This is a genomic window from Streptomyces sp. HNM0574, from assembly GCF_012726235.1.
Lineage (GTDB): Bacteria > Actinomycetota > Actinomycetes > Streptomycetales > Streptomycetaceae > Streptomyces.
Genome location: NZ_JAASAH010000019.1, coordinates 90,324 through 115,282 on the forward strand (window position 1 = coordinate 90,324; position 24,959 = coordinate 115,282).

The following is a 24,959-nucleotide window of genomic DNA, read 5'->3' on the forward strand; positions in this document are numbered from 1 at the left end:
CGTCACGCCCGCGGTGCCACGCCCCCGGCGAAGGGCATCGCCCGCCAGGCGTCCAGCGCGGGCGTCAAGTAGCCGTGCAGTTCGGGGAGTTGCGGGACGAGGGTGAGGGTGGCGACGACGCGGAGCATGCCGACGGCGTTCACGAAGCGCAGGACGTCCTCGTCGAGGGTGCGCAGGCCCTGGTTCCGGGCGCCGCGGTCGTAGGCGGCCTCCAGCTCGGGGCCGAGGGCGGCCAGGTCCCACTCGACGGGGCCCAGGGTGACGAGTTCGAAGTCGGAGTAGCGGTCGCCGTCCACGCCGGAGAAGACGTTCGCGGGCGGGGAGTCGCCGTGCACGGGCTGGAGGCCGACTCCGGGGAAGGCGCGCTCGAAGGCCGCGCGGGAGCGGACGAGCGGTTCCAGCACCCGCCATTCGCGGTGGGCGCGGTCCAGGTCGGCCGGGCCGAGGAGGTCGGGGCGCTTCTCCAGCAGCGCGAGGCTGTCGGTGACGAACTCCGGTTCGGCGGCGGACAGGAAGGACAGCGGGCCCGGGTAGTCGCGCAGGGCCGCGTGCAGCGCGGCGGTGCTCTCGGCGTTGGCCGCGTAGTCGGGTTCCTTGTCCCGGTCCTCGGCGACGAGCTGCCAGAACGTCATGGCGAAGCCGTCGCGCCGCACCGGCTCCCTCGGCACGAGGGGGCTGGGCGGGATCACGGGGGTGCCCTGCGCGTCGAGCCAGTGGGCCACGTCCAGCTCGGCCCGCTGGCGCCGCTCCAGCGCGGCGGGGTCGGCGGCGGGCGGCAGGACGACGGGGATGCGGGCCACGACGGGGGCGGGCGCGAGGTGGACGACGACGGAGAACAGGTCGTGCAGCACCGTCCCGTCCGTCACGGTCAGCCCGAGCCCGCGCCCGGCCGCGACGGCCGCGTCGACGGCCGCCGCGGTGCGCCGGGCACGCTGCTCGGGCGTCAACGCGTCGGACGTCACGGGCTCGGGGGCGGTCGGGTCCGGGGTCACGGAATCGGTCATGGCCCGATCGTTCCATCCGGTGACGCGTATCGGCGCACCATTTTTCGCGGGGCCTGTTCGCCGGGCCGGACGGTGGGAGAGGATCGCTGACCGGCACGGCACGGAGGGGCTCGGACCGGGGAGGCACAGTGGGGCTGGGAACGGTGGTCGTCACCGGAGCCGCGGGGAAGGTCGGTTCGGCCGTCCGCGAGGCCTTGCGCGGGGAGGCGGGACGGCTGGTGCTGCTCGACCGGGTCCCGCTGCGGGCCGAGGCCGCGAACGAGGTGGTCCGCACCGTCGACCTGCTCGACGCGGCGGCCGTCGAGTCCGCGCTCGCGGGCGCCGACACGGTGCTCCACCTGGGTGGGATCCCGGACGAGGCGCCGCTGGACGAACTGCTCGACGCCAACGTGCTGGGCACCCACCACGTCCTGGAGGCCGCCCGCCGCACCGGGATTCCCCGCGTCGTCCTGGCCAGCAGCAACCGCGTCACCGGCTGCTACCCGGCCGCGCACCGCACCGCGCCGCGCGACCCGGTCCGTCCGGACGGCCTGTACGGGGTGAGCAAGGCGGCGCTGGAGGCGCTGGGGCGGCTGTACGCGGACAAGTTCGGGCTGTCGGTGATCTGTCTGCGGATCGGCAGCTTCGAGGAGGAGCCCTCCGAGCCGCGCCACCTGGCGACCTGGCTGAGCCCCCGGGACGCCGTCGGCTTCTGCCGCGCCGCCCTCACCGCCCCGCCCTCCACCCGCTTCGCCACGGTGTACGCCGTCTCCGCCAACACCCGCCGCTTCTGGCGGCTCCCGACGGAGGCGGACTCCTCCACCGCCGAGGACTTCCTGGCGTACACGCCTCTGGACGACGCCGAGGGGTACGCGTCCCGGATCGACGGCGCCGACGAGGCGGCCGGTCCCGGGGAGCCGCAGGGCGGGCGGTTCGCGCTGCCCGGGTTCACGCTGCCGCACCTCCGGTCCGGGGCCAACGGCCGCTGAGGGGACGGCCGTTGGCTCCGGGAGCCGCGCGTCAGGCGGTGCGGAGGGCCGGGTCGCTCACGCCCGGGCCGCCGGTCTCGACGTGGCCCGCGAGGCGGCGGCGCCAGCCGTCGTCGGTGTCGGTGGTGACGGTCAGGTCGTACCAGCGCTCGCTGTCGCCGAGCCCGAGGGTGCGGTGCAGCCGCTCGCCGGGGCGCACCGGGTACGTGCGGGACGGGCCGCCGTACGCGTCGGTCACGGTGAGGCGGCAGGCGTCCTTGCCCCGGTTCGTGAGGGTGAGCGCGAGGTCGCCGCTGTCCGCGAGGTGACGGGCCGTGACCTCGGGGCCCTCCGTGCCGCCCGGGCCCTCGAAGGTGCGCAGGAAGCCGTTGGGCCCGTGCACCGTCAGCGCGTAGGCGCCGTCGGAGGCGTCCCAGGAGTCGGAGAGTTCGGCGCCCGCGTGCGTGGTGTACGTCCAGGGCCCGTCGGTGCGGTCGGCCGCGGTGACGAGGAAGTGCGCCCCGGCCTCCGGGCCGCCGCTGAAGGTGAGCGCGAACCGGCCTTCCCCCGCCTGGAGTTCGCCGTCGGTCACGGGCGCGTAGGGCAGCGGACGCGTGGGCCGGGAGCCCCGCTCCTGGCGGGGCAGCGCGGGTTCGGCCGGCGGCTCGGGGACGTAGTCGTCGTGCCGCTCGTGGTCCGGCGGCTCGTACGCGTCGGTCGCGGGCAGGGAGGCCGGTTCGGTGTCCTTGAGGGAGAAGTCGAAGGCCGAGGTGAGGTCGCCGCAGATGGCCCTGCGCCAGGGCGAGACCTGCGGTTCGTGCACGCCGAACCTGCGCTCCATGAAGCGCAGGATCGAGGTGTGGTCGAAGAGTTCGGAGCACACGTACCCGCCGGTGCTCCACGGCGAGACGACGAGCATGGGCACGCGCTGGCCGAGACCGTACGGTCCCGGCTCGTACCCGGCGACCCCGCCCCGGTAGGAGTCGAGTTCGGTCTCGACGGTGGACCGGCCGCGGTCGGCGTCCGCCGGCGGGAAGGGCGGGACGACGTGGTCGAAGTAGCCGTCGTTCTCGTCGTAGGTGAGGAACAGTGCGGTCTTCGCCCACACCTCGGGGTCGGCGGTGAGCGCGTCGAGGACCTGGGAGACGTACCAGGCACCGTAGTTCGCGGGGAAGTTGGGGTGCTCGGTGAACGCCTCGGGGGCCGCGATCCAGGAGATCTTCGGGAGGGTTCCGGCCTTGACGTCGGCCCTGAGGTCGTCGAGGAGGGTGTCGCCGTTCTTGGCGTCGGTGCCGGTACGGGCCTTGTCGTGGAGCGGGTCGCCGGGCTCGGCGTTCTGGTAGGCGGTGAACCAGAGCAGCGAGTTGTCGCCGTAGTTGCCCCGGTAGGCGTCCTCGATCCAGCCCCAGCCGCCGTCCTTGTCGAGGCCGTCGCCGATGTCCTGGTAGATCTTCCAGGAGACCCCGGCCCGCTCCAGCCGCTCGGGGTAGGTCGTCCAGCCGTACCCGGCCTCCTCGTTGCCCAGCACGGGCCCGCCGCCGCTGCCGTCGTTGCCCGCGTGCCCGGACCACATGTAGTAGCGGTTGGGGTCGGTGGCCCCGATCATCGAGCAGTGGTACGCGTCGCAGACGGTGAACGCGTCGGCGAGGGCGTAGTGGAACGGGATGTCCTCGCGGGTCAGATAGGCCATGGTTCCGGTGCCCTTGGCCGGAATCCACCGGTCGTACTTCCCCTCGTTCCACGCCTCGTGACCGCCGGCCCAGTCGTGGTTGAGCCCGGCGATGAACTGCATGCCCAGGTTCTCGGCCTCGGGCCGGAAGGGCAGCACGTCCTTCGTGCCGTCGGACTGGTGCCAGACGTCCTTCTCCCCGGCCGGTGCGGCGGGCCGCGGGTCGCCGAAGCCGCGGACGCCCTTGAGCGAGCCGAAGTAGTGGTCGAAGGACCGGTTCTCCTGCATCAGCACGACGATGTGCTCGACGTCCTCGATGGTGCCGGTGCGGCGGGCGGCGGGGATGGCGGCGGCCCGCTGGATGCTGCCGGTGAGCGCCGCGCTTCCGGCGGTCGCACCGGCGATCTGGAGGAACCTGCGGCGGTTGAGTTCTGGCATGTGCCTGCTGACCTCACGGGAGGAGTGCGGATGCGTCGGGGCCCGTCGGAGTCTGCCACCCCGACCCTCCCCGGGGAAGCCAACCTGTCTGAACAAGCAGCGAACTCCCGAGAGACGGCCGACCTCCGCATACCCGCTCTGCCTGGCCGAACACTGTGAACAGGCCCACTCTCCAGCCCTGACCTGCGCACAACGCAAGTCCGGATACGCGGACGGGGACGCCCGCGCCGGGCGCCCCCGTCCGTCGGCCGCGGCAGGTCAGCTGCCGAAGGGGATGTCCTTCGGTCCTGCCATGCGGCGGGTCTCCGGGTGGGCCTTCACGTAGTCCTGGATGTACGAGAGCGCCTCGCGCACACCGCCGTCCTTGGTGCCGCAGCCCTTCGGGCCGCTGACGCCGTCCGGGTAGCAGGACATGCGGTTGCCGTAGATCAGCGCGTCCACGTCGGCACCCGAACGGGAGGAGTCCAGCAGGGCGTCGGAGCGCTCCCGGTCGCCCTTGCCGACCGTCCAGCCGACGGTGCGGGCCAGTTCGCCGCGGTCACGGGCCTGGCCGGCGAAGCGGAGCTCCTTGTGGATGCTGTCGGACTTCAGCGCCATGCTGAACAGGCCGTTGTCCATGACGCGCTGGTTCCGGGGAATGTCCGGGCCGTGCTTCGCGAAGCCCTCGCGGACCTCCTGGTCGGAACCGCTGAAGCTGACGGCCTCCTTGGAGTTCAGCTCACCGATGGTCTTCTTCCAGCCGCTGCCGCCCTCGCTCCCGTAGAAGCCGTACAGCACGCGGATACCCTCGGGCTCCAGCTTGCTGCGCGCCATGTCGCGGAGCGCGGCGACGGAGCATTGGCGCCACTTGGCGTCGTCGCTGTCGCACCAGTCGGGGTTCTTCATGTCCAGCCAGACGAAGGAGACATGGCGTCCCTTCCGGTGCTCGCGCACCACCTGGTCGAACATGTCCTCCATCGTGTCGCCGTAGCTGGTGAGGGTGCCGTCGTGGTCGGCCCACCAGCCCTTCTTCCAGGCGGTGGCGTCGATCTCCAGGGCGTTGGCCCCGTGCTTCGTCGCCGAGGTCACTCCCTCCGTGGTCAGGACCCGGTGCGCGATGGCCCAGGTCGGACGCTGCTGGGTGGAGTCGGACGTCTTCTTCTCCGCGGGCTCGGTCTCCCCGGCGTCGGCGGTTCCGGCCACCAGGGCGGTGGCGCAGACGGCCAGGGTCAGGGGGAGCAGGGTCCCGCGAAGTCGACGTGCGCTGGGCATGTACGAATGCGTCCTTCCGTTTTCCGGACCGGCCCGCGGCGGCCGCGCGGCCCCGTGCCACGCGGCGGCCGTGCTCCGGCCGTCGCGGGACGGACCCCGCGACCCGCAGCAGCGTACGTCAAGTTACCCACGGGTAATCAACCGTCGCGGTCCGCGCACGGGCGGGCGGCGGGATCGCGGTCCGCCGCGCGGGCTCCGGCATTCAGTCCAACTCCCCCAGCAGACCCAGGAGTTCACGTTCGCGTGCGGCGTCGAGTCCGGCCGGGCGGGCGCGGTCCAGGCCCTGTGCGCGCTCCCAGGCCAGGGTGTCCGCCAGCAGCCCGTCCCGGGGCCGGTGGCGCAGCCCCGCCGCCCGGGCCGCCGCCCCGGTACGGGCCGACCAGCCCTCCCAGCCCGGTTCGACGAGCCACATCGGCAGCGATCCGGGCCCCATGAACGCGGCGACGCCCCGCTCCCGCAGCCACCCCGAGTCCGCGGCGACCACCCGGCCGGTGTGGCCGCCCACCGCACGGCTCCGCTCGACCCACTCCCCGAACGGGACGACCGGGCCGACGGCGTCGTAGGTGCCCGCCCGCCCCGCCTCGGCCGAGTCCAGCAGCCAGGCGCACAGGTCCCGTACGTCCACGGCCTGGGTCGGCAGGTCCGGTTCGTCGGGGACCAGCATCGGGCCCAGCGGATCGCGCGCGGCCCGGGCGACCCAGTAGCCGGTACGTCCGGTGTGGTCGCCGGGACCGGCGATGAGCCCGGCGCGCGCGGTCAGCAGCCGGTCGCCCACGGCGGCCGCCGACGCCTGTTCGCAGGCGGCCTTGGCCTCGCCGTACAGGTCCCGGCCCACCTCGTCCAGGGCCGTCGGGGCGAGCAGCGGGGTGGACTCGTCCGCGCCCACCGCGTCCCGGGAGGCGTAGGCGCTGCCCGAGGAGACGTACGTCCAGTGCCGGGCCCTGGCGGCCAGCGCGTCGAGGGCGCCGCGGACGAAGCCGGGCTGCCAGGACACCTCGAACACCGCGTCCCAGTCGCGGCCCAGCAGCGGGGCGTACGCGGCGGGGTCCCGCCGGTCGGCGGCCACCAGCGCGGCGCCGTCGGCGACCGTCCCGCTCACGCCCCGCGCGAGGCAGGTCACCGCGTGCCCCCGCTCCCCCGCCTGCCGTGCCAACTCCCGTCCCACCCACGCCGTTCCGCCCAGCACCACGATGTCCATCCGTCCAGCGAAGCACCGCACGCGCCCGCGCGAGCGCGGATCTGCCCACGGCAGAGTTCTCAGGCGCGGGAGCGGCCGGTGAAGCGGGACGGGGGTGTGCCGAAGGCGCGGGTGAAGGCGGCGGTGAAGGCGGCCGGTGAGGCGTAGCCGAGACGGCCCGCCGCCTCGGTGACCGTGGCGGTGCGCAGCAGCGGGATCGCGGCGAGGAGGCGGGCGCGGGCCCGCCAGTCGGCCGGGCTGCGGCCGGTCTCCGCGCGGAAGCGGCGGGTGAAGGCACGCTCGCTCATGGCCGCGGCGGCCGCCCAGCCCGCGTTGGTGGTGCCGGTGTCGGGCGCGGCCAGGTAGGCGCGGCAGAGACCGGCGAGCGCGGCGGAGGCCGGCAGGTGCAGGTGGTACGGGAGCGGGGTGCGGGCGGCGATCTCGTGCAGCAGCAGCGCGGCGATGTGCCCCTCGCGCCCGGTGAGGTCGTACTCCGGCGTGAACTCGACGGCGGCGCGCAGCAGTTCGCGCAGCAGCGGCGGCACGTCGACGACGGTGCAGGTGGCGGGCCACCAGGGGACGGCGCCGGGTTCGACGTACAGGCTGCGGGTGCTCACCTCCAGCATGTGCACCCGGTGCGGGGTGGCGGCCGGGATGAGGACGCCGCGCTCGGGCGGAACGGTCCAGGTCCCCGCGTCGGTGTCGACGACCATCACGCCGGTGGCGCCGTAGAGGAACTGGGCGCGGCGGTGCTCGTGCCAGTCGAGCAGATGGCCCGGCGGATAGTCGGTGCCGATGGGGAGGACGGCCCGGTCGAGGTGGTCGACGTCGGCCAGGGGGACGTTCTTCACCGGGCCACCGTAGCCGCCGTCCCCGCGGGCCACGGGGGTGGCCGGGACGCGAAGGAACTGTGCCGACCTTCGCATGCGGGCGCGGGCGCCCGGCTGGTGGGGTGGCGGGTGTGAACGCGGCGGATGTGACGGGTGTGGTGGGTGTGGACGTGCTGGCGCTGATCGGTATCGGGCTGCTGACCGGGGCGACGACGGTGCTGTTCGGCTTCGGCGGCGGCTTCGTCGCCGTCCCCGTCGTGGTGTGGGCGGACGCCGCGCTCGGCGGGGACGCGATGCGGGTGGCGACGGCCACCTCGGCCGTGGTGATGGTGGTGAACGCCGGGTTCGCCACGGCCGTCACCCCGCGCCGGGTGCTCACCGCGCTGCGCGGCAGCGGCGGGCTGCTCGGGCTGCTGGTGCTGGGCGCGACAGCGGGGGCGTGCGCGACGCGGGTCGCGCCGCCGGCGCTGGCCCGGTGGGCGTTCGTCGGCTACGTCGCGCTCACCGTGGCCGACCTGCTGCTGCGGCCGGGGTTCCTCCGGCCGGGCGCCGGGGACGGGGACCCGGACGGCGGGGGCGGGGCGCGGCCGCTGCCGGTGGTCCTCGGGATACCGGTCGGGGCGGTGGCGGCGTTCCTCGGGGTGGGCGGCAGCGTGATGACGGTTCCGGCGATGCGGCGGGCCGGGCACCCCATGCGGGTGGCGACGGCGCTGGCCAACCCGCTGACGGTGGCGATCGCGCTGCCCGCCGCCGTGGTCTGCCTGGCGGCCGGGGCGGCGGTCCGGGACGGCGCGGACGTGTTCCTGGTCGGCCTCGTGGACCCGGTCGCGGCCGGAGCGCTGCTGCTGGGGGCGCTGCCGGTGATCACCGTCCTGCGCCGCCGCCCGCCCCGCATCCCCGACCGGGCCCACGCCTGGGGCTACATCGCCCTGCTCACCGTCGTCGCCCTCGCGATGCTGCCGCCGGGCGGATGAGACGGGGCCGGGCGCCGGCCAACCGGGCCGTGCGCGCGGGAAGTTGATGGTGGGCGCGGTGGAACCCCGGTATCTTCGGTGGTATGGGGGACACCGGCATGACGGACACCACGGACAGCCCCGACGACGACCGGCCCCGCGAGGCCCCGCGCGTGACGAACCTGATCAACGGCGAGGTCAGCCACAGCGTGGTGATCCAGGCCGGTTCCGTCGAGGGCGAGGTGCATGTGCACGCGCCGCCCGGGCAGAGCGCCGAACATGCCGCTGCGCTGGGCGAGTTGGAGGAGCGCGTGGCCGCCCGGGAGCGGGCGGAGCGCGAGGAACGGGAGCGGCACGAGCGGGAGCGGGACGAGGCCGAGCGCCGCCGGCGGCAGGAACAGCTGCGCAGGCGCCGGAACCGGGACCTTCAGGCGATGGTCGAGGCCGAGGAGGAACGCGCCGAGACCACCAGGAAGGTGCTGACCGGCGTGTCCCTGGCGCTGGCGGTCGTGGTACTGGCCGTCGGCATGCTGAGCCGCAGCATCTGGGTCGTCTATCTCGGGCTCTTCGTTGCGGGCGCAGGCGGGTTGGCGGCGCGCCTCCCCAACGCGGCCCTCCAGGGCGGCCGCCGGGAGACACAGGCCGACGCCGCCCTCTCCCGCCGGGCCGCCTCCGAAGCGGACCGGGACCGGGGATGGTCCCAACTCCCGGGGCGCTCCTCCTGGTTCTGACCGGCTCTCTCAGCCGGTGTCCCGTGCGGGCCGGCAGGTGGTCAGGAGGAGGCCGTCGCCGACAGTGCGGGTGCAGGTCAGGCGCATGGGCTTCCGGGCGCCGGTCTCGCCGAAGGCGCGCCCGCCGGGCGCGCCGAGCACCACCGGGCAGGTCATCAGGCGGAGTTCGTCGACGAGGTCGTGCTCCAGCAGCGTCCCGACGAGCCGGAAACCGGCGTGGACGACCACGTCGCCGTCCACCCGCACCACCTCGCCGACCACGTCGGCACCGTTCAGCACCGTCGAGTTGGCCAGCCCGGGTCGTCGAGGTGACGACGTACTCCGGCAGGGCGTTTCAGCCGGTCCGCCCACGCGCCGCTCCGGGACGGCCACCGGGCGGCGAACCACTCGTGGCTCCGCCGCCCGAGGAGCAGCGCCGCCGCGGCCATGGCCTCCTCGCACTCGGCCTCGGCCCACGCCGCGCGGTCCCGGCTCCCCAACAGGCCGAAACCAGGTGCAGAACGTGCGACCGGCCGCGGTGGGCACGCACGGCCGCACGGTTCGCTCCGTCGGCCCCTCGTGGCCGGGCTCAATCCGAGCCCTGGGCGCGGCCCTTGCGGAGGGTGTGGGCGCACCAGCCGATGAGGAAGGCGTTGACCAGCGCGCCGAGGCCGACGGACAGGTAGACCATCGAGGTGTGGTCCGGGAGCACGAGGAGGATCAGGCTCACCGGGGCGGTCGCGAACAGGGGGATCACTCCGGCGAACGAGGCGTCCGGCCCGTGCGAGCTGACCACGACGGCCCAGACCTGCAGCCCCGCGCAGAGGACGAGGTACAGCAGGGCGAAGGGGCTCCCGAAGGCGGCGCGCAGCAGCCCGCCCTCGGTGCGGGAGGTACGGGAGGTGTCGGGACGGGTCATGGTGCGGTGCTCCTCGGAAGTGGCGTGCGGACGGCGGGAGTTGGTGGGTTGCGGGGCTCGTGGGCAGGGCTTCGTGGTCGAGGCCGGGTGGTCAGGGCTGTGTCCTGGGTGGGTTGGCGTGGGCGAGGCCGAGGTCGTAGGCGAGGATCGTGGCCTGGACCCGGTCGCGGAGTTCGAGCTTGCGCAGCACCGCGTTCACATGGGACTTGACGGTGCCGACGGTGATGTCCAGCTCGGCGGAGATCTCGGAGTTGTCGAGCCCCGAGGCGACCAGCGTCAGGACGGCGCGTTCCCGCGCGGTGAGCCGGTCCAGGACCGTCGGGCCCTGCGCCGCGGACGGGCCGGTGGCCGGACCGGCCGCGTAGTGGCCGATCAGGCGACGGGTGGCGGAGGGCGCGAGGACGCTCTCGCCGGCGGCCACCGTCCGGATGCCGTGCAGGAGTTCGGCCGCGTGCACGTCCTTCAGCAGGAACCCGGAGGCACCGGCGCGGAGCGCGTCGAAGACGTACGCGTCCAGATCGAAGGTGGTCAGGACCAGCACGCGGGACGGGCTCTCGCGCGAGGTGAGGATGCGGGTGGCGGCGATCCCGTCGAGCCCCGGCATGCGGACGTCCATGACGATCACGTCCGGCGCGAGCTCCCCCGCACGCGTCACCGCCTCGGCCCCGTCCCCCGCCTCGGCGACGACGGTCAGATCGGGCTCGGCGTCGATCACGGCGGCGAAGCCCGCCCGGACGACGATCTGGTCGTCCACGACCATCACGCTGACGGTCATCGGGCCATCACGCTGAGAGCCATCGTCATCCTCCTGGCGGTCTGGGGCTTGTGGGCCGGATCGGGGGCGTGTGTGGGGGTGTTGGGGTGCGTCGTGGCCGGGGCATGAGCGGGTCTGGGCCTGCGGGCGGAAGTCGTCATGTGCCTTGGGGTGGGTCGGGGTGAAAGGGCAGGGAGTCAGGGGGCCGCTGGAGCAGCTGTCAGGGGAAGCGTCAGGTGCAGGGTGGCGGGCCGGTGGGTGGTCAGGGTGCCGCCGAGGGCTGTGGCGCGGGCGGACAGGCGTTCCGGGGCGGTGGAGCCGGTGGCCCGGGGGACGTCGGTGGCGGTGAGGGTCAAGGTGCCGTCCGTGGCGTCGAATTCGAGGACGGCGCCGTCGTCGCCCGCCTCCAGGACGGTCTCGGCCGCGCGGTAGGCGGCCAGGTCGACGGCCGTGGGCAGCTCCTCGGGGACCCGGTCGGAGACGCTCAGGCGCACACGGCGGCCGGTGGCCCGGCACTGGTGCGCGAGCAGGTCCAGGGCGTGCAGCGTCGGCTGCGGGCTGCGGGCCGGCTCAGGGGCGGTCTCGGGCTGTGTCTCCCCCAGTTCGCCGGAGCCGGACCCGGCGGACGCTTCGGGCTCCCCCGCCTCGCGGACGGTGTCGAGCAGGGCGCGCATGGCCGTCAGGGCGCTGCGGGCCTCCGCGGCGGTCCGCGCGAGGTGTCCCGCCTCGGCTTCCTCGACGACGCGGGCCGTACGGGCCAGGACGGTGGTCTCCAGCCCTGTGGTGATCCGGCGGCGCTCGGCCCACGCGTCCCGTACGGCCTCCCCTGTCCAGCTCGCGAGGCGGTGGTGGTGCGCGGCGCGGCCGGCCTCCCGGCGTGCGCGGTGGCGGGCGCCGGAGAGCCCGGCGACGCCCACGGCGAGCGCCGCGACGGCGGTGGCGACGGCGGCGAGCCCCCAGCCGGGCATCCCCGCCGGGCCCCGGGCGGACTCACCCCGGGCGAGGAGGGAAACGGTCAGCGTCACGGCGTGCACGGCGACGGCGGCCGCGCCCATCACGGCGACGTGCGGACGTGCGGCCGGGGACGCGTCCCCCGCCCGGGGCCGACGTCGGCCGAACGCCCTTGCCCGGACGGTGACTTGACCGTCCGCGCCGGCCTCGCCGCGAGGGGCGGCCGTGCGGAGGGCGAAGGCGACGCAGGTGATCAGCAGGCTCAGTGCGGACGGGAGGAGTGCCGGGCCGGTGTACCCGCCCGCCGGCATGGCGAGGGGCCAGAGCGCGGCGAGGGTGAGGAGTACGGCGGGTGCCGTCCGCGGGGCGCGGCGGAGCCACAGCAGGGTGAGGGTCTGGGCAGTGGCGAGGAGGGTGAAGAGCGCCCCGGCGGAGACGCCCGGACCGGCGGGGACGGTCTCGCTCCGGATGACGAGCAAGGGCAGCAGCGGCTGGAAGCACAGGCCTGCGGCGGCGACACCCTGCGCGAGGCGGTGGCCCCGCCCGGCGCGGACCTCCGTCGGCGTGCCTCCGGCACGGCCCGGGAGGACCGCACGGACCTCCCAACCGCCGTCCGGCGTCGGGCCGCTGGTGAGCGTGCCGCCGGCCTCGCGCGCCCGCTCGCGCAGGAGCGTCCGTCCGCGTCCGCCCCCGAGCCCCTCGGGCCGGCGGCCGCCCGTCTCCGGCGCGGCGTTGGTGACGACGACCTCGGTGCGGGCGTCCTCGTACGTGCAGCGGACGGTGGTGGCGGCGCCGGGCGCGTGCCGTACCGCGTTGGTGAGGGCCTCGCGGACGATCCCGAACACGGCGTCGCCGACCGCCCCTTCGGGCAGGCCGGACGGGTCGTCGGTGTCTCCCCATGCGCAGGTGAGCGGCTGGCCGAGGGCGCGGAAGCCGGTGACGAGCTCGCGCAGCCGCTCCCCCGTGGACGGGAGGTCGTCCGCCGACGGGGCCGGGGCCTTGACGGCGCCCAGCGCCCGGGTCACCTCGCGCCCGGTGCGGGCCGCGAACCGCAGGGCCTCGTCGGCCAGTTCGGGGCGGCGTTCGCGCAGCCCGAGCGCGGCCTCCACGGTGACCACGACCGCCGTCAGGTGGTGTGCGCTGACGTCGTGCAACTCCCGCTCCATGCGGCGCCGTTCCGCCGCAGGGAGCCGTCGGCGTTCCGCCTCGGCCCGGCGTACGCGCTCCTCGGCGGCCCGGCGGGCGGCACTCCGCCGCCGCGCGTACCGGCCGGTGCCGGTCGCGGTGGCGTACAGCAGGGCGGTCAGGACGAGGTCGAGGCCCTGCGGATCGCCGAGGCCGTGCAGGCTCAGCCCGTGGACGAGCTGCCAGAGGGCGAGGGTGCCGACGCTCAACAGCGCGGTGGGCGCGTCGCGATCGGCGGCTACCGTGTGCAGCGCGAGGGCGACGCCCGCGGTGCCGAGCACGGCGACCGCGCCCGTGGGCAGGGCGGCCGCGCCCATGGCGCAGACGGCGGCGGCCAGGACGAGGACGGGCACGGGCCGGGTGCGCCGGGCAGTCAGCGCGGCCGCGACCAGGCCGTCGGCCAGGGCCGCGCCGAGCAGCTGCCCGACCGTCGGCAGGGCACCGCTCAACAGGGCGGTCCCGGGCCACACCATGGCCTGGACGCCCAACAGCAAGATCGGCAACAGCCGTTCACCCGTGCGTTTCATGATGACCCCAGGCTATGGCGGCCCGCCCGTGGCCCACGTCGCCCTTCGGGCCGATTACCGGCTCCAACCAGGGTTAGACGTTCCACCGCCCCGCGCCCCGCCCCCAGGGGGACCCGGGCGAGCGCCCCCGTCCCCGAGGGCACACCCGTTCGCACTCCCGGGCACACCGGCGTCCGCCTGAGGTACGACGCACGCGGGGCCCCGGGTTCACGGCCGCTGCTGGTACGCGCCGAGCCGTGCGCGGGCCTCCTGCTCGGTGAGGCCGAGGCCCTGGCCGACGGACTCCCAGCTCAGGCCGTCGGCCCGGACCGCGCCCGCGGCGTCCCTGGCGATGCGCGAGGTGGCGCCCTCCAGCAGCGCGACGGCCCGCAGGGCCGCCAGCGGCGCCTCCTCGGCGAGCGCCGTCAGCCGTTCCTCGGTCTGCTGGAGCAGTGCCTCCAGCCCGGCGGGCAGCGGGACGGAGCGGCCCTCGACCTCGTCGACGTGCCCCTGCCAGTCGCCGTACGGGCCGGCGGGGTCGACGTCCGCGTCGCCGCAGCTCCAGTCGATCGGGTACTCCCGCCGCCCCCGCCAGCCGCAGGAGCAGGCGCCGCGGACGGAGGCGGCGCGCTGGGTGCCGAGCGTGCCGTCGTAGACCCACCACTCCGAGGTCTTGTGGACCCGGGCGCCGCTCCCGATGTCCAGGTGGACCGGTTCGGGCTCGCTGCCGTCGATCAGGAGCGCCACCGGCCGGCCTTCGTGCGACGCCCCGAACTGCTCACTCCGCCACCCCACATGACCCTCCTGACGCTCGTGCCGCAGCGCCTGCGGCCACCGCCCAGGGTGCCCGAGCGCGGAAGCCGCGTCAGGAGAACGCGGCGGACTCACCACCGTCCGACCACGGGAGTACAACGCCGGCACCCGTGTCCTACTCCCGTGCCACCGGGCGGAGGCCGGACCGGGGACACCTGTGCGAGCCCGCCCGCGCCTCACTCCCCCTTGCGCATCAGCAGGTGGCCGCGGCGGAAGCGTTCCGACTCGCGCGGCTCGCGGAGCATGCGCCCGGTCTCGGTGAACCCGGCCGCGGCGGCGAGCCGGGCGAGTTCACCGACGGGCCACCGGTAGGCGGTCGTCACCTTGTGGTCGAACTCCGTCACGGGACCGCCCTCCGCCTCGAAGAAGGCGAGCAGCAGATACCCGCCGGGTGCCAGCACGCGCCCGAACTCGGCGAGGTACGCGGGGATTTCGGACGGCGGGGTGTGGATGACGGAGTACCAGCCGACGACGCCGGCCAGCGCGCCGTCGGCCACGCCCAGGGCGTCCAGCGCGTCCATCGAGCCGAGTTCGAACCGCAGGTCCGGGTACGCCGCGCGGGCGAGGTCGATCATCGCGGGCGACAGGTCGACGCCGAAGGCGTCCAGGCCCAGGCCGCGCAGGTGCGCGGTGAGCTGGCCGGGGCCGCAGCCGAGTTCGGCGACGGGGCCGGGCGCGGTGCCGAGGACGTGTTCCGCGAAGGCGGCGAGCAGGGCACGGTCGAGCGGGAGGCCGTCGAGGTCGTCGCGGGCGAGTTCGGCGTAGAGCTCGGCGACGGCGTCGTAGGCGTCGGCCGTGGACGGGTTGCCGGAGGGCGTGGAGGGCGTGGAAGAGGTTTCGGTCACGAGCGATCACCCTAGAGCGCCCCCGGCGCACGGGGACGGCGGGTCCGCCCCTCCGACAGGGCGCCGAGGAGGCGCAAGAACCCCAGGTGGAATACCCCCCTAGGTATCCCTGTTACGGTGGAGACAGATACCCCCCGGGGTACACCGGAACAGAAGGAGGCGTCGTGTACTTCGTCGACACCCTGGAGACCGAGGGACTGGGCAACCGCAGCTACCTGAGCGGCGGACCACGGGCCGCCGTGGTGGTCGACCCGCCACGGGACATCGACCGCGTCCTCGCGGCCGCCACCCGGCGCGGCGTGCGGATCGCGTACGTGGCGGAGACCCACCTGCACAACGACTACGTGACCGGCGGACTGGAGCTGGCCCGCGTCAGCGGCGCCCGCTACCTGGTCCCGTCCGGCGCCCCGGTGTCCTTCGCCCGCACCCCGGTCGACGACGGCGACGTCTTCGCCGTGGACGAGGGCGTCGCCCTGCGGGCCGTCGCCACCCCCGGCCACACCCCGCACCACACCTCGTACGTGCTGGAGGAGGACGGGCGCCAGGTCGCCGCGTTCACCGGCGGCTCGCTGCTGATCGGCACCGTCGGCCGGCCCGACCTCGTCGAACCGCGGCTGACCGGCCCGCTGGCCCGCGCGCAGCACGCGTCCGTCCACCGCCTGGCCGACGAGCTGCACGACGAGGTGTCCGTGCTGCCCACCCACGGCTTCGGCAGCTTCTGCGCCGGCGCTCCCGCCGACGGCACCGAGAGCACCATCGGCCGCGAGCGCGCGGTGAACGCCGCGCTGACGCAGGACGTCGAGACCTTCGTCGCGGAGCTGCTCGCCGGACTGGAGGACGTGCCCGCCTACTACACGCACATGGGCCCGGCGAACGCGGCGGGACCCGCGCCCGTGGACCTGACGCCCCCGGAGCCCGCCGACGCGGAGCAGATCGCCGCCCGGCTCGCGGCCGGTGAGTGGGTCGTGGACCTGCGCAGCCGGGTCGCCTTCGCGCAGGGGCACCTCGCCGGGTCGTTCAACTTCGAGGGCGAGGGCAAGCTCGCCGCGTACCTGGCCTGGCTGATCCCGTGGGGCAAGCCCGTGACGCTGCTCGCCGAGACCCCGGAGCAGATCGCCGACGCGCAGCGCGAGCTGGCCCGCGTCGGCATCGACCGGCCGGCCGCCGCCGCGAGCGGCGGGCCCCGGGAGTGGACGGTCGCGGGCGAGGAGCTCGCGTCCTTCCCGCGGGCCGACTTCGCCGGGCTCGCCGCCGCCCTCGCCCGCGGCGAGGAGCCGGTGGTGCTGGACGTGCGCCGCGACTCGGAGCGGAAGGGCGCGCACCTCGCGGGCTCGGTGCACATCCCGCTGCACGAACTGCACGCGCGTCAGGGCGAGGTGCCGCCCGGCACCGTCTGGGTGCACTGCGCGGGCGGGATGCGCGCCGCGATCGCCGCCTCGCTGCTGGACGCCGTCGGCCGCGACGTCGTCGCCGTCGACGACGGTTTCGACGCGGCCGGGACGGCCGGTCTCCCCGTCGTCCGGACCGGCACCCCGTGACCCGCCGCATACCGGACGGCCCGCCGACTGCCGGAACGGGGCGGGCCGTTCCGTCCGGCAGGGCAGTACGGGGCCGGCGCGGATGAGTGCGCTGATCCTGGCGCTGATCGCCGGTGCCGTGGTGGGGCTGGCGCTCGGGGCGCTCGGCGGGGGCGGCGGCGTGCTCGCCGTCCCGGCCCTGATCTATCTGCTGGGCTTCACCCCGTCCGCCGCCACCACCGCGGGGCTGCTGATCGTCACCGCCACCTCGCTGACCGCGCTGTGGACGCGGGCCCGCGCCGGGCATGTGCGCTGGCGGGCCGGGGCGCTGTTCGCCGCGGCCGGACTCGTCCCGGCGGCGCTCGCCGGGGCCGCGGCCGCGCACCTGCCCCAGCCGGTGCTGACGGGCGCCTTCGCGCTGCTCGCCGCCGCTGCCGCCGTCCGGATGCTGCGCCCGGCGCGCGGCACCGGGGACGGGTCCGCCGCCCCGCGTCCCGGCCGGGCGGCCGGGGCGGGGGCCGGGCTGGGCGCCGTGACGGGGCTGCTGGGGGTGGGCGGCGGCTTCCTCGCCGTGCCCGCGCTGGTGGCCGTACTCGGGCTGGAGATGCAGGCGGCGGTCGGCACCAGCCAGCTCGTCATCGTCGGCAACTCGCTGGCCTCGCTGGCGACCCGCGGGTTCACGGCGAGCGGGCTCGACTGGGCGGTGATCGCGCCGTTCACGGCGGCCGCGATGCTGGGCGCCTGGGACGGCAAACGCCTGGCGGGCAAGCTCTCCGGGCCCGCGCTCCAGCGGGTGTTCGCCGTACTGCTGCTGGCGGTGGCGGCGTTCATGCTCGTGGACGCGCTCTCGTGAGGCGCCCGCGGCGGGCGGGCGCCCCGGAGCGCGGGTCAGGCCAGGGAGAGGAAGAGCTTCTCCAGGCGGGCCCGCATCTCGTCCTTGTCCTGGGTGGCCGTCTCTGCGTCGCCCATGCAGTGCTGGAGCCCGGTCGCGATGATCGAGAATCCGGCGCGGTCCAGGGCCCGGGAGGCGGCGGCGAGCTGGGTGACCACGTCCTCGCAGTCCCGGCCCTCCTCGATCATCTTGATCACTCCCGCGATCTGGCCCTGCGCGCGGCGCAGCCGGTTGACCGCGGTCTTCAGTTCCTCAGCCGCCATCGTCAGTTCCACGACCGTTCCCTTCTGTATACCCCTACGGGTATGGTACCGGAGGGGTGCACCGAGAAGAACAGGAAAACCTCATGATCACTTCCCTCACCCCCGAGCAGGCCCTCCCCCGGCTCGACGAGCTCACCGTCGTCGACGTCCGCACGCCCGGCGAATACGCCTCGGGCCACGTGCCCGGAGCGCACAACGTCCCGCTGGACCAGCTCGGTTCGGCCGTGCCCGCGCTGCGGACGGCAGCCGGCAAGCGGGAGCTGCTGCTGGTCTGCGCCTCCGGCAACCGCTCGGCGCAGGCCACCGGGCTGCTCGCCGAGCACGGCGTGGAGGCGGCCGATCTCGCCGGCGGCACCAGCGGCTGGAGCGCGGCCGGGCACCCCCTGGAGCACCCGGCCGAGAAGCGCGCCACCTGGGCCATGGAGCGCCAGGTGCGGTTCGCCGCCGGCTCGCTGGTACTGACCGGACTCATAGCCGGGCGGCGGCTGCCCGCCGTGCGCCTGCTCTCCGCCGGGGTCGCGGGCGGCCTCGTCTTCTCCGCGCTCACCGACACCTGCGGCATGGCCCGCGTCCTCGCGAAGCTCCCGCACAACCGCCCCTGCGCCGGCGAACTGGCGGACACCCTGGACGCGTTGGCCTCCTGACGTCCCGGGGGGCCTGCCCGGGGCGCGCGCAGCCCCGGACAGGCCCCCAACTGCCCCTGTGCAGGCGGATTCTGTACCCGGCGCCCGCCCGTGGTTGCATACCGTGCATGATTCCTGACGCTACGCATCCACAGGCCACGTATCTCGACCGGATTCTGTCGGTCTGGGAGAAGGACGAGGACACCGAGGCCCTCGCGGACGGCAGCACGCGGCTGACCCGGCTCCAGGCCAGGGAGCAGCTGTTCCGGCTGGCCCGCGCGCTCCGGGACCAGGGGCTCGCCCCGGGCGACAGCGTCGGCCTGTTCCTGGCCAACCGCGCGCAGACGGTCCTGACCGAACTGGCCGTCCACCTCCTCGGCTGCCGCGTGGTGTTCCTCCCGCCGGAGCCAGGACCCGGCGAACTGGCCGGACTCGTCGACCAGTCGGGCACCCGCACGGTGCTCGTCGACCCCGCGTTCGCGGACCGGGCCGACGCCGCGCTCGCCCGCTGCCGCAGCACCCCGTCCGTACTGAGCCTCGGCCCGGCGCCGGGCGGCCGGGAGAGCCGGGACCTGCTCGCGCTCGCCGCCGCCCAGCCGGCCACCCACCCCGGCGAGGCCCCGCGCCCCGGCCTCTCGGACGTCGTGACCGTCCTCTACACCGGCGGCACCCTCGGCCGTCCGAAACTGGCCGCGCACAGCAGGCTGCTCTACGACGCGATGGCCGGCGGCGCCGCGCTCGCCCCCGGCGGCGACCGGATGCTCGCCACCACGATGGTCACGCACAGCAGCGGCCATCTGGTCATGCTCCACGCCCTGTTGACGGGTTCGACCCTGGTCGTCCTCCCCGAGTGGGACGCGGAATCCGCGTTCACCGTCCTCCGGGAGGAGGAGATCACCGTCACCGCGCTCGTCCCGCCGATGCTCTCCCGGCTGATGGACCTCCCCGGCTGCCGCCCCGGCGCGCTCCCCCGCCTGCGGCAGATCAACATCGGCGCGGCACCGATCGCACCGGCCCGCCTGCGCCAGGCCGTCGAGACCTTCGGGCCGGTGATCCACCAGGGGTACGGCCAGTCCGAGTGCCTGGGCATCACCAAGCTGCCGCCCACCGACCTGCCCGACCCCGCCGACACCGGCTCCCCGCTGTGGCGCAGCTGCGGACGCCCGCTGCCCGGCACCCAGGTCGAGATCCGCGACGCGGACGGCACCGTACTGGCCGCCGGCGAGACCGGCTCCGTCTGGGTGCGGAGCCCCGCGGTCATGCTCGGGTACTACCGCGACCCGGAACGCACGGAGGAGACGCTGCGGGACGGCTGGCTGCGCACCGGCGACCTGGGGCACCTCGACGGCGAGGGCTTCCTCTACCTCGTCGACCGCGAGAAGGACGTGATCGTCACCGGTCCGGTCGGGGGCAACGTCTACAGCCGCGTCCTGGAGGACTACCTGCTCACGCTGCCCGGCGTACGGGAGGCCGCCGCCGTGGGCGTGCCGGACGAGCGCTTCGGCGAGGCGGTCCGCGTCTTCCTCTCGGGCGAGGACCTGGACCCGGACGCCGTCTCGGCCGCCGTCACCGGCGAGCTCGGCCCGCTCTACACCCCGCGCGAGATCCTGCTTCTGCCCGCCCTGCCCCTGACGCCCGTCGGCAAGACCGACAAGCGGGCGCTGCGGAACCACGGCGGGGACGCCCCGTCCGCCGGATGAGCGCATGCGGAACGGGGACGGCGGACGCAGGCTGGCCGTATGCCTCCACCAGTCGTCGTGCACCCGCCGGACCACGAGGGGGCCCGCCGTGTCCAGTGCGACGGCGAGGACCTCGGCCGCGCCTTCAACATCTATGACGTGATGGACCTGCTCAACCGGGCCGGCCTCAGCCGCGCCGCCACCGCGTTCGACGACACCACGATCTTCGACTGGCGCGGCGGCGGCCCGTACCACTGGGAGCCCGGCCCGGACGCCGCCCGGGACACCTGAGCCCCGCCCGTCCGCCTCACCCTCCGGCCGCGCGCCGCGAGGCCGTGATCTCCAGGCGGACGCGGCGGTCCTCGGGGCCCCGGCGCGGGCAGCTGGCGCACTTGGACTCGCCCGGCGCCTCGTAGATCAGGCAGCAGGAGCCGCGGCGGACGAAGCGTTCGACCCCGCCGGGTACGGGCGGCACCGGGAACAGCCCGTCGCTGCCGTCGGGTACCGGCACGTCCACCCAGCGGGGCGCGGGCAGCGGCCAGCCGACCGCGTCGGCGAGCCGCCCGGCGAACTCGGTGGCCTCCGCCGTCCGCCCCGTCTCGCGGCCGACGCTCAGCGCCACGTTGGCCAGCGCATCGCAGGCCAGGGACCACAGCGGGCGGGGCCGCAGGCCCGTCACCCCGGCCAGGTTCCCGACACAGGTCTCCAGCAGCGTCCGCAGCTTCCCCGGCAGGTTCTGCGCGGCGGGGCCCGGCAGGACGCGGGTGGGGCGGGCGACGGTGAGCCGGCCCTGGCCCTCCTCCCGCAACAGCAGCCCGTCGGGGCCCGGGTGGGCCGCGGTGCCGGTGAGGAAGCCGGTGGCCACGGGCGGCGCGAGCAGCACCGTGCTCGACGAGTACCACCACAGCGTGCCCGCGACGCGGACGTCGTCCGTCCCCCAGCGCAGCGCCGAGAGCCGGACCTGCTCGCGCAGCCACGCGCGGTCGCCCAGCAGCGGTCCTGCGGCCGCCTCCGCCGCGCCGAGGGGCGTTTGGAGCGCCGTCAGGGCCGCGGTCGTCGGCGCCCGGCGCGCGACCTCGTCCAACAGGGCGGCGACGGCGGGGGGTCGGACGGGCGCCGCGTGCCCGGCGTACGCCGGGCCGTCCGGGGGCGCCGTGCCGTGCGCCGAAGAGTCCGCGTTCCAGGTGTCGTTCACGTCCGCCACCGTACCGAGCTGCCCGTGTCCCGCCAGACCGCACCGTGCGCGGCCGGTTGTCTACGCGCGCCTCACAGGGGAGTTCACGATTTCTGTACGGAAACGTTTCCGTCCCGTCATTCGACGGCGCCGGTGCGGTGGGAAGCTTCGCCGGAGCCGGCGTACGGCCGGCCGGTGCCGCGCGCACCCCCACATCGCGGGCGGCGCCCTCCACTTGGGGAGAGGACACGAACGTGGACTTCCGCTCTTCCGGCAACCCCAGCACCCCCCACACCACGGGCACCCGCGCGAAGCCGGGCCGGCGCCGCAGAGTCGCCGTCGGCGTGGCCGCGGCGGTGTGCGGCACGGCGATAGCCGTCGCGGGCACGTACGTCCCGGCCTCGGCGCAGATCACCGGCGGGGCCGCACCGGCCGGGTCCGCCGCCGACGATGCGTACTACGACGACGCCAAGGGCAAGACCGGGCAGGAACTCAAGGACGCGCTGCACACCATCGTCAGCCGGGACGTGAAGACGCTCTCGTACGACGAGGTCTGGGAGGCGCTGAAGAAGACCGACGAGGACCCGGAGAACTCCGCCAACGTCAAGCTGCTCTACTCGGGCCGCTCCCAGTCCAAGGACGACAACGGCGGCGGCGACGGGCAGTGGAACCGGGAGCACACCTGGGCCAAGTCGCACGGCGACTTCGGCACCGCGCCCGGCCCCGGCACCGACGTCCACCACCTGCGGCCGACGGACGTGAAGGTCAACAGCATCCGCGGCAGCAAGGACTTCGACAAGGGCGGCGAGGAAGTCGAGGGCGCCCCGGGGAACTTCACCGACGGCGACTCCTACGAACCGCGCGACGAGGTCAAGGGCGACGTGGCCCGCATGATCCTCTACATGGCCGTCCGGTACGACGGCGAGGAATCCTTCCCCGACCTGGAGCCGAACGACAAGGTCGACAACGGCTCGGCGCCCCACATGGGCCGCCTGTCGGTGCTGAAGGAGTGGAACGAGAAGGACCCGCCGGACGCGTTCGAGAAGAACCGGAACGAGGTCATCTTCGACTCGTACCAGCACAACCGGAACCCGTTCATCGACCACCCGGAGTGGGTCGCCGAGATCTGGAAGTGAGCCGCGCCTGAGCGGCCGTGACCAAGGCGGGTGTGCCCCGGCGCGGGGCGCACCCGCTTCGGCGTGCCGGGACGGCACGCCCGGACTCAGGAGCGGCGGGCGTCGGCGGCGAGGACGGCCTGGAGCAGGCCGGGGAAGAGGGCGTCGAGGTCCTCGCGGCGCAGCGAGTTGAGCTTGGCGGTGCCCCGGTAGCACTGGTGGATCACGCCGGCCTCGCGCAGCACCCGGAAGTGGTGGGTGCTGGTGGACGGGGAGACGGGGAGCTCGACCTCGGAGCAGGTGGCGCCGTCCTCGGCGGTGGCGAGGGCGCGGACCACGCACAGGCGCATCGGGTCGGCGAGCGCGTGCAGCACGTCCTCGAGGCGGATCTCCTCCGGTTCGGGGTGCGGCAGGTCGCGCCCGGTGGACGCGCCGGCTGTCCGGCGGGGGGTCTGCGTCGGCACGTGTGGCCTCCCTCTCTGCTGGCCCGCTGCGGCGGCCTCTCCGCCCTCCATCGTACGGCGGCCATCGTACTTTGACATCCACCGTAGTTTGACACCTGCCGTACTACGGTGGTTATCGTAGTTCCACCGTTCCAGTCCACCGAGGGAGCCCTACCGTGAGCGAGTTGTTCGCACCCCTGACGCTGCGTTCGCTGACCGTGCCGAACCGCGTGTGGATGGCACCCATGTGCCAGTACTCCGCCGCGCCGGACGGACCGGACCAAGGCGCCCCGAACGACTGGCACTTCGCGCACCTGGCCGCCCGCGCCGTCGGCGGCACCGGCCTCGCGCTGGTCGAGGCCACCGGCGTGACCCCCGAGGGCCGCATCTCGCCCTACGACCTGGGCCTGTGGAACAGCCGCCAGCAGGAGGCGTTCGGCCGCGTCACGCGCTTCCTCGACGAGCACGGCACCGTCCCCGCCATCCAGCTCGCGCACGCCGGACGCAAGGCCGCAACCGAGCGCACCTGGGTCGACCGCGGCGCCCCGATCGGCTCCGGCACGTACGGCTGGCAGCCGCAGGCGCCCAGCGCCCTCGCCTTCGACGACGCCTCGCTCACGCCGCAGGAGATGACGGCCGAGGACATCCAGCTCGTCGTCCGGCGCTTCGCCGAGTCCGCCGAGCGCGCGCTGGCCGCCGGCTTCCGGGCCGTCGAGGTGCACGGCGCGCACGGCTACCTGATCAACGAGTTCCTCTCCCCCTTCACCAACCGGCGCACCGACGCGTACGGCGGCTCCTTCGAGGGGCGCACGCGCTTCGCGCTGGAGGTCGTCGACGCCGTCCGCGCGGTCTGGCCCGAGGAACTCCCCGTCCTGTTCCGCATCTCGGCCACCGACTGGCTCACCGAGAACCCCGAGGACCCGCGCGAGGGCTGGACGGCCGACGACACCGTCCGCTTCGCCAAGGAGCTCCACGCGCACGGCGTCGACCTGCTCGACACCTCCACCGGCGGCAACGCGCCCAAGGCCCGCATCACCACCGGCCCGAACTACCAGGTCCCGTTCGCCGAGCGGGTGAAGCAGGAGACGGACATCGCCGTCGGCGCCGTCGGCGAGATCACCGGGGCCCGCCAGGCGGAGGAGATCATCGCCTCCGGCCGCGCGGACGCCGTCCTCCTCGGCCGCGAGCTGCTGCGCCGTCCGTACTGGGCCAACGAGGCGGCCGCCGAACTCGGCGCCGAGCCGACCTGGCCCGACCCGTACCACCGCGCGGTCTGAACCACCCGCACCCCGCCGCCGGTTCCGCGCACCCGCGCGGGACCGGCGGCTCAACCCCCGTTCCCGGCCCCGCCGTTCCGAACGGGAGTGCGCCCGCGGCCCCGGAGCGGGCGGCCGCCGCCCGGCCCGCTCACCCTCTCCGCCCCGGAACGGCTACGGTGCTGCCTATGCAGATCAACGGGGCCCAGGGCGGCACTCACGGGTACGCGCTGCTCATAGCCGCCTCTCCGCACAGCCGGAACCCGGCCATGAAGGCGACGGACGCCCTTCCCGCGCTCGCCGCCGTACCGCCCGGCACGCTGCTCGGCACCAGCACGGCCAGCGTGGTGCAGCTCGCCGACCCCGACGACCCCAACGTCGTCCTGTCCCACCTGCGTACGGCCGCCGCGCACGACGGCCCGCTGCTGGTGCACGTCGCCGGGCTCGTCATGCTGGACTCCCGGCAGCACCTGCCGCACCTCGCGCTCGCCAAGTCCACGGCGCGCACGGTCCGTTACACGGGCCTGCCCTGGCACTGGCTGCAGGCGGAACTCCAGACCAGACCGCCCGGCACGACGACCGTGCTGGCCGACCTCGTCGCGGACGACGAGCTGTGGCAGCGGCGCGGCGAGACCCAACTGACGGCCGGGCCGGCGACGTACGGCGTCCTGGTGCCCAACCGCTCCCGGCGGCGCGGCGGTCCGCCGGCGGCGCCGGTCTACAGCCAGGCCGTCGCCGCCGTCCTGCGCTCCGTCGGCGGCGCGGAGCGCCCGGACGACGCGACGCTGCACCAGCAGGCCGTCGCCCACTCGGGCCTCCCCGCCCACGACCCGACCCGCCTCCAACTCCTCGCCGCCACCACCCCGTTGCCCCACGGCAACGCCCCGACGACGGCCCCCGCCCCGGAACCGCCCACGGCCCCCGGCCCCGTCCCCCACCCCACCGCGGGCCCGATGCCCCCCGCCGCACCCCCGGCCGGCCCGGACCGCACCCCGCCCCCGCCGCAGCCCGGCCCCGCGCCGGCACCCCCGGCCCCCGAGCCCCC

24 protein-coding genes and 1 pseudogene are annotated in these 24,959 nt (G+C 75.1%); 11 read left to right on the forward strand and 14 right to left on the reverse strand.

Annotation, left to right across the window (positions count from 1 at the left end):
• Positions 1 to 2: 2 nt before the first annotated feature.
• Positions 3 to 1,004: a phosphotransferase gene (locus HCC30_RS25250; protein ID WP_169445082.1), complete on the reverse strand. Its 1,002-nt coding sequence runs from the start codon at positions 1,002 to 1,004 to the stop codon at positions 3 to 5.
• 128 nt (positions 1,005 to 1,132) lie between these two features.
• On the opposite strand from HCC30_RS25250, the gene HCC30_RS25255 reads away from it, so the two are divergent.
• Entirely contained in the window at positions 1,133 to 1,972 is an 840-nt protein-coding gene (locus HCC30_RS25255; protein ID WP_169445083.1) for an NAD(P)-dependent oxidoreductase, read from the forward strand.
• A gap of 31 nt (positions 1,973 to 2,003) precedes the next feature.
• On the opposite strand, the gene HCC30_RS25260 is transcribed toward HCC30_RS25255, so the two are convergent.
• From HCC30_RS25260 to HCC30_RS25275, 4 genes are all read right to left on the reverse strand, one after another.
• Positions 2,004 to 4,058 (reverse strand): phospholipase C, phosphocholine-specific, encoded by a 2,055-nt coding sequence (locus tag HCC30_RS25260; RefSeq protein WP_169445084.1) that lies wholly within the window; start codon positions 4,056 to 4,058, stop codon positions 2,004 to 2,006.
• Between the two features lie 258 nt (positions 4,059 to 4,316).
• Positions 4,317 to 5,309, reverse strand: a complete 993-nt coding sequence (locus HCC30_RS25265) for a phospholipase (RefSeq protein ID WP_169445085.1) — start codon at positions 5,307 to 5,309, stop codon at positions 4,317 to 4,319.
• Between the two features lie 202 nt (positions 5,310 to 5,511).
• Entirely contained in the window at positions 5,512 to 6,507 is a 996-nt protein-coding gene (locus tag HCC30_RS25270) for an NAD-dependent epimerase/dehydratase family protein (protein ID WP_169445086.1), read from the reverse strand.
• A 59-nt stretch (positions 6,508 to 6,566) separates the two neighbouring features.
• Positions 6,567 to 7,337, reverse strand: a complete 771-nt coding sequence (locus tag HCC30_RS25275; protein WP_169445087.1) for a helix-turn-helix transcriptional regulator — start codon at positions 7,335 to 7,337, stop codon at positions 6,567 to 6,569.
• Positions 7,338 to 7,480: 143 nt separating this feature from the next.
• On the opposite strand from HCC30_RS25275, the gene HCC30_RS25280 reads away from it, so the two are divergent.
• Together HCC30_RS25280 and HCC30_RS25285 are read left to right on the forward strand one after the other, a co-directional pair.
• Positions 7,481 to 8,290 (forward strand): sulfite exporter TauE/SafE family protein, encoded by an 810-nt coding sequence (locus tag HCC30_RS25280; RefSeq protein ID WP_346776801.1) that lies wholly within the window; start codon positions 7,481 to 7,483, stop codon positions 8,288 to 8,290.
• An 83-nt stretch (positions 8,291 to 8,373) separates the two neighbouring features.
• Positions 8,374 to 9,000 (forward strand): hypothetical protein, encoded by a 627-nt coding sequence (locus HCC30_RS25285; RefSeq protein WP_169445088.1) that lies wholly within the window; start codon positions 8,374 to 8,376, stop codon positions 8,998 to 9,000.
• Positions 9,001 to 9,009: 9 nt separating this feature from the next.
• On the opposite strand, the gene HCC30_RS29235 is transcribed toward HCC30_RS25285, so the two are convergent.
• From HCC30_RS29235 to HCC30_RS25315, 6 genes are all read right to left on the reverse strand, one after another.
• On the reverse strand, positions 9,010 to 9,351 hold the full coding sequence (locus HCC30_RS29235; protein ID WP_206324300.1) for a dihydrofolate reductase family protein: 342 nt from the start codon (positions 9,349 to 9,351) through the stop codon (positions 9,010 to 9,012).
• Between the two features lie 217 nt (positions 9,352 to 9,568).
• Positions 9,569 to 9,898, reverse strand: coding sequence for a hypothetical protein (locus tag HCC30_RS25295; protein WP_240979870.1), 330 nt, complete (start codon positions 9,896 to 9,898; stop codon positions 9,569 to 9,571).
• A 91-nt stretch (positions 9,899 to 9,989) separates the two neighbouring features.
• Complete coding sequence (locus HCC30_RS25300) at positions 9,990 to 10,673, reverse strand: response regulator transcription factor (RefSeq protein WP_169445089.1); 684 nt, start codon at positions 10,671 to 10,673, stop codon at positions 9,990 to 9,992.
• A gap of 176 nt (positions 10,674 to 10,849) precedes the next feature.
• Positions 10,850 to 13,315, reverse strand: a complete 2,466-nt coding sequence (locus HCC30_RS25305) for a histidine kinase (protein ID WP_169445090.1) — start codon at positions 13,313 to 13,315, stop codon at positions 10,850 to 10,852.
• Positions 13,316 to 13,522: 207 nt separating this feature from the next.
• A complete protein-coding gene (locus HCC30_RS25310; RefSeq protein WP_346776799.1) occupies positions 13,523 to 14,041 on the reverse strand; it encodes a hypothetical protein in 519 nt (172 codons plus the stop codon).
• A gap of 242 nt (positions 14,042 to 14,283) precedes the next feature.
• Positions 14,284 to 14,952: a class I SAM-dependent methyltransferase gene (locus HCC30_RS25315; RefSeq protein WP_169445092.1), complete on the reverse strand. Its 669-nt coding sequence runs from the start codon at positions 14,950 to 14,952 to the stop codon at positions 14,284 to 14,286.
• 164 nt (positions 14,953 to 15,116) lie between these two features.
• Here HCC30_RS25315 and HCC30_RS25320 point away from each other — a divergent pair, with 164 nt between their 5' ends.
• Both HCC30_RS25320 and HCC30_RS25325 read left to right on the forward strand, forming a co-directional pair.
• Positions 15,117 to 16,490 (forward strand): MBL fold metallo-hydrolase, encoded by a 1,374-nt coding sequence (locus HCC30_RS25320; RefSeq protein ID WP_169445093.1) that lies wholly within the window; start codon positions 15,117 to 15,119, stop codon positions 16,488 to 16,490.
• 82 nt (positions 16,491 to 16,572) lie between these two features.
• Entirely contained in the window at positions 16,573 to 17,322 is a 750-nt protein-coding gene (locus HCC30_RS25325) for a sulfite exporter TauE/SafE family protein (RefSeq protein WP_169445094.1), read from the forward strand.
• 35 nt (positions 17,323 to 17,357) lie between these two features.
• Here the strand turns inward: HCC30_RS25325 and HCC30_RS25330 are convergent, their stop codons facing one another.
• Entirely contained in the window at positions 17,358 to 17,636 is a 279-nt protein-coding gene (locus HCC30_RS25330) for a metal-sensitive transcriptional regulator (RefSeq protein ID WP_169445095.1), read from the reverse strand.
• Positions 17,637 to 17,707: 71 nt separating this feature from the next.
• On the opposite strand from HCC30_RS25330, the gene HCC30_RS25335 reads away from it, so the two are divergent.
• The 3 genes from HCC30_RS25335 (at position 17,708) to HCC30_RS25345 (ending at position 20,217) form a co-directional block, all read left to right on the forward strand.
• On the forward strand, positions 17,708 to 18,268 hold the full coding sequence (locus HCC30_RS25335) for a rhodanese-like domain-containing protein (RefSeq protein ID WP_169445096.1): 561 nt from the start codon (positions 17,708 to 17,710) through the stop codon (positions 18,266 to 18,268).
• Positions 18,269 to 18,375: 107 nt separating this feature from the next.
• Positions 18,376 to 19,947 carry an AMP-binding protein gene (locus tag HCC30_RS25340; protein WP_169445097.1) on the forward strand — a complete coding sequence of 524 codons (1,572 nt, stop codon included), beginning with the start codon at positions 18,376 to 18,378 and terminating at the stop codon, positions 19,945 to 19,947.
• 39 nt (positions 19,948 to 19,986) lie between these two features.
• On the forward strand, positions 19,987 to 20,217 hold the full coding sequence (locus HCC30_RS25345; RefSeq protein ID WP_169445098.1) for a hypothetical protein: 231 nt from the start codon (positions 19,987 to 19,989) through the stop codon (positions 20,215 to 20,217).
• 16 nt (positions 20,218 to 20,233) lie between these two features.
• Here the strand turns inward: HCC30_RS25345 and HCC30_RS25350 are convergent, their stop codons facing one another.
• Entirely contained in the window at positions 20,234 to 21,121 is an 888-nt protein-coding gene (locus HCC30_RS25350) for a (2Fe-2S)-binding protein (RefSeq protein WP_169445099.1), read from the reverse strand.
• Between the two features lie 389 nt (positions 21,122 to 21,510).
• On the opposite strand from HCC30_RS25350, the gene HCC30_RS25355 reads away from it, so the two are divergent.
• Positions 21,511 to 22,236, forward strand: coding sequence for an endonuclease (locus HCC30_RS25355; RefSeq protein ID WP_346776802.1), 726 nt, complete (start codon positions 21,511 to 21,513; stop codon positions 22,234 to 22,236).
• An 86-nt stretch (positions 22,237 to 22,322) separates the two neighbouring features.
• Here the strand turns inward: HCC30_RS25355 and HCC30_RS25360 are convergent, their stop codons facing one another.
• The gene (locus tag HCC30_RS25360; RefSeq protein ID WP_346776800.1) at positions 22,323 to 22,679 is read right to left on the reverse strand and encodes a helix-turn-helix domain-containing protein; all 357 of its coding nucleotides are present in this window, start codon (positions 22,677 to 22,679) and stop codon (positions 22,323 to 22,325) included.
• Positions 22,680 to 22,834: 155 nt separating this feature from the next.
• Here HCC30_RS25360 and HCC30_RS25365 point away from each other — a divergent pair, with 155 nt between their 5' ends.
• Both HCC30_RS25365 and HCC30_RS25370 read left to right on the forward strand, forming a co-directional pair.
• The gene (locus HCC30_RS25365; protein ID WP_169445100.1) at positions 22,835 to 23,935 is read left to right on the forward strand and encodes an NADH:flavin oxidoreductase/NADH oxidase; all 1,101 of its coding nucleotides are present in this window, start codon (positions 22,835 to 22,837) and stop codon (positions 23,933 to 23,935) included.
• 167 nt (positions 23,936 to 24,102) lie between these two features.
• A pseudogene (locus HCC30_RS25370) lies at positions 24,103 to 24,959 on the forward strand (hypothetical protein); the annotation flags it as partial.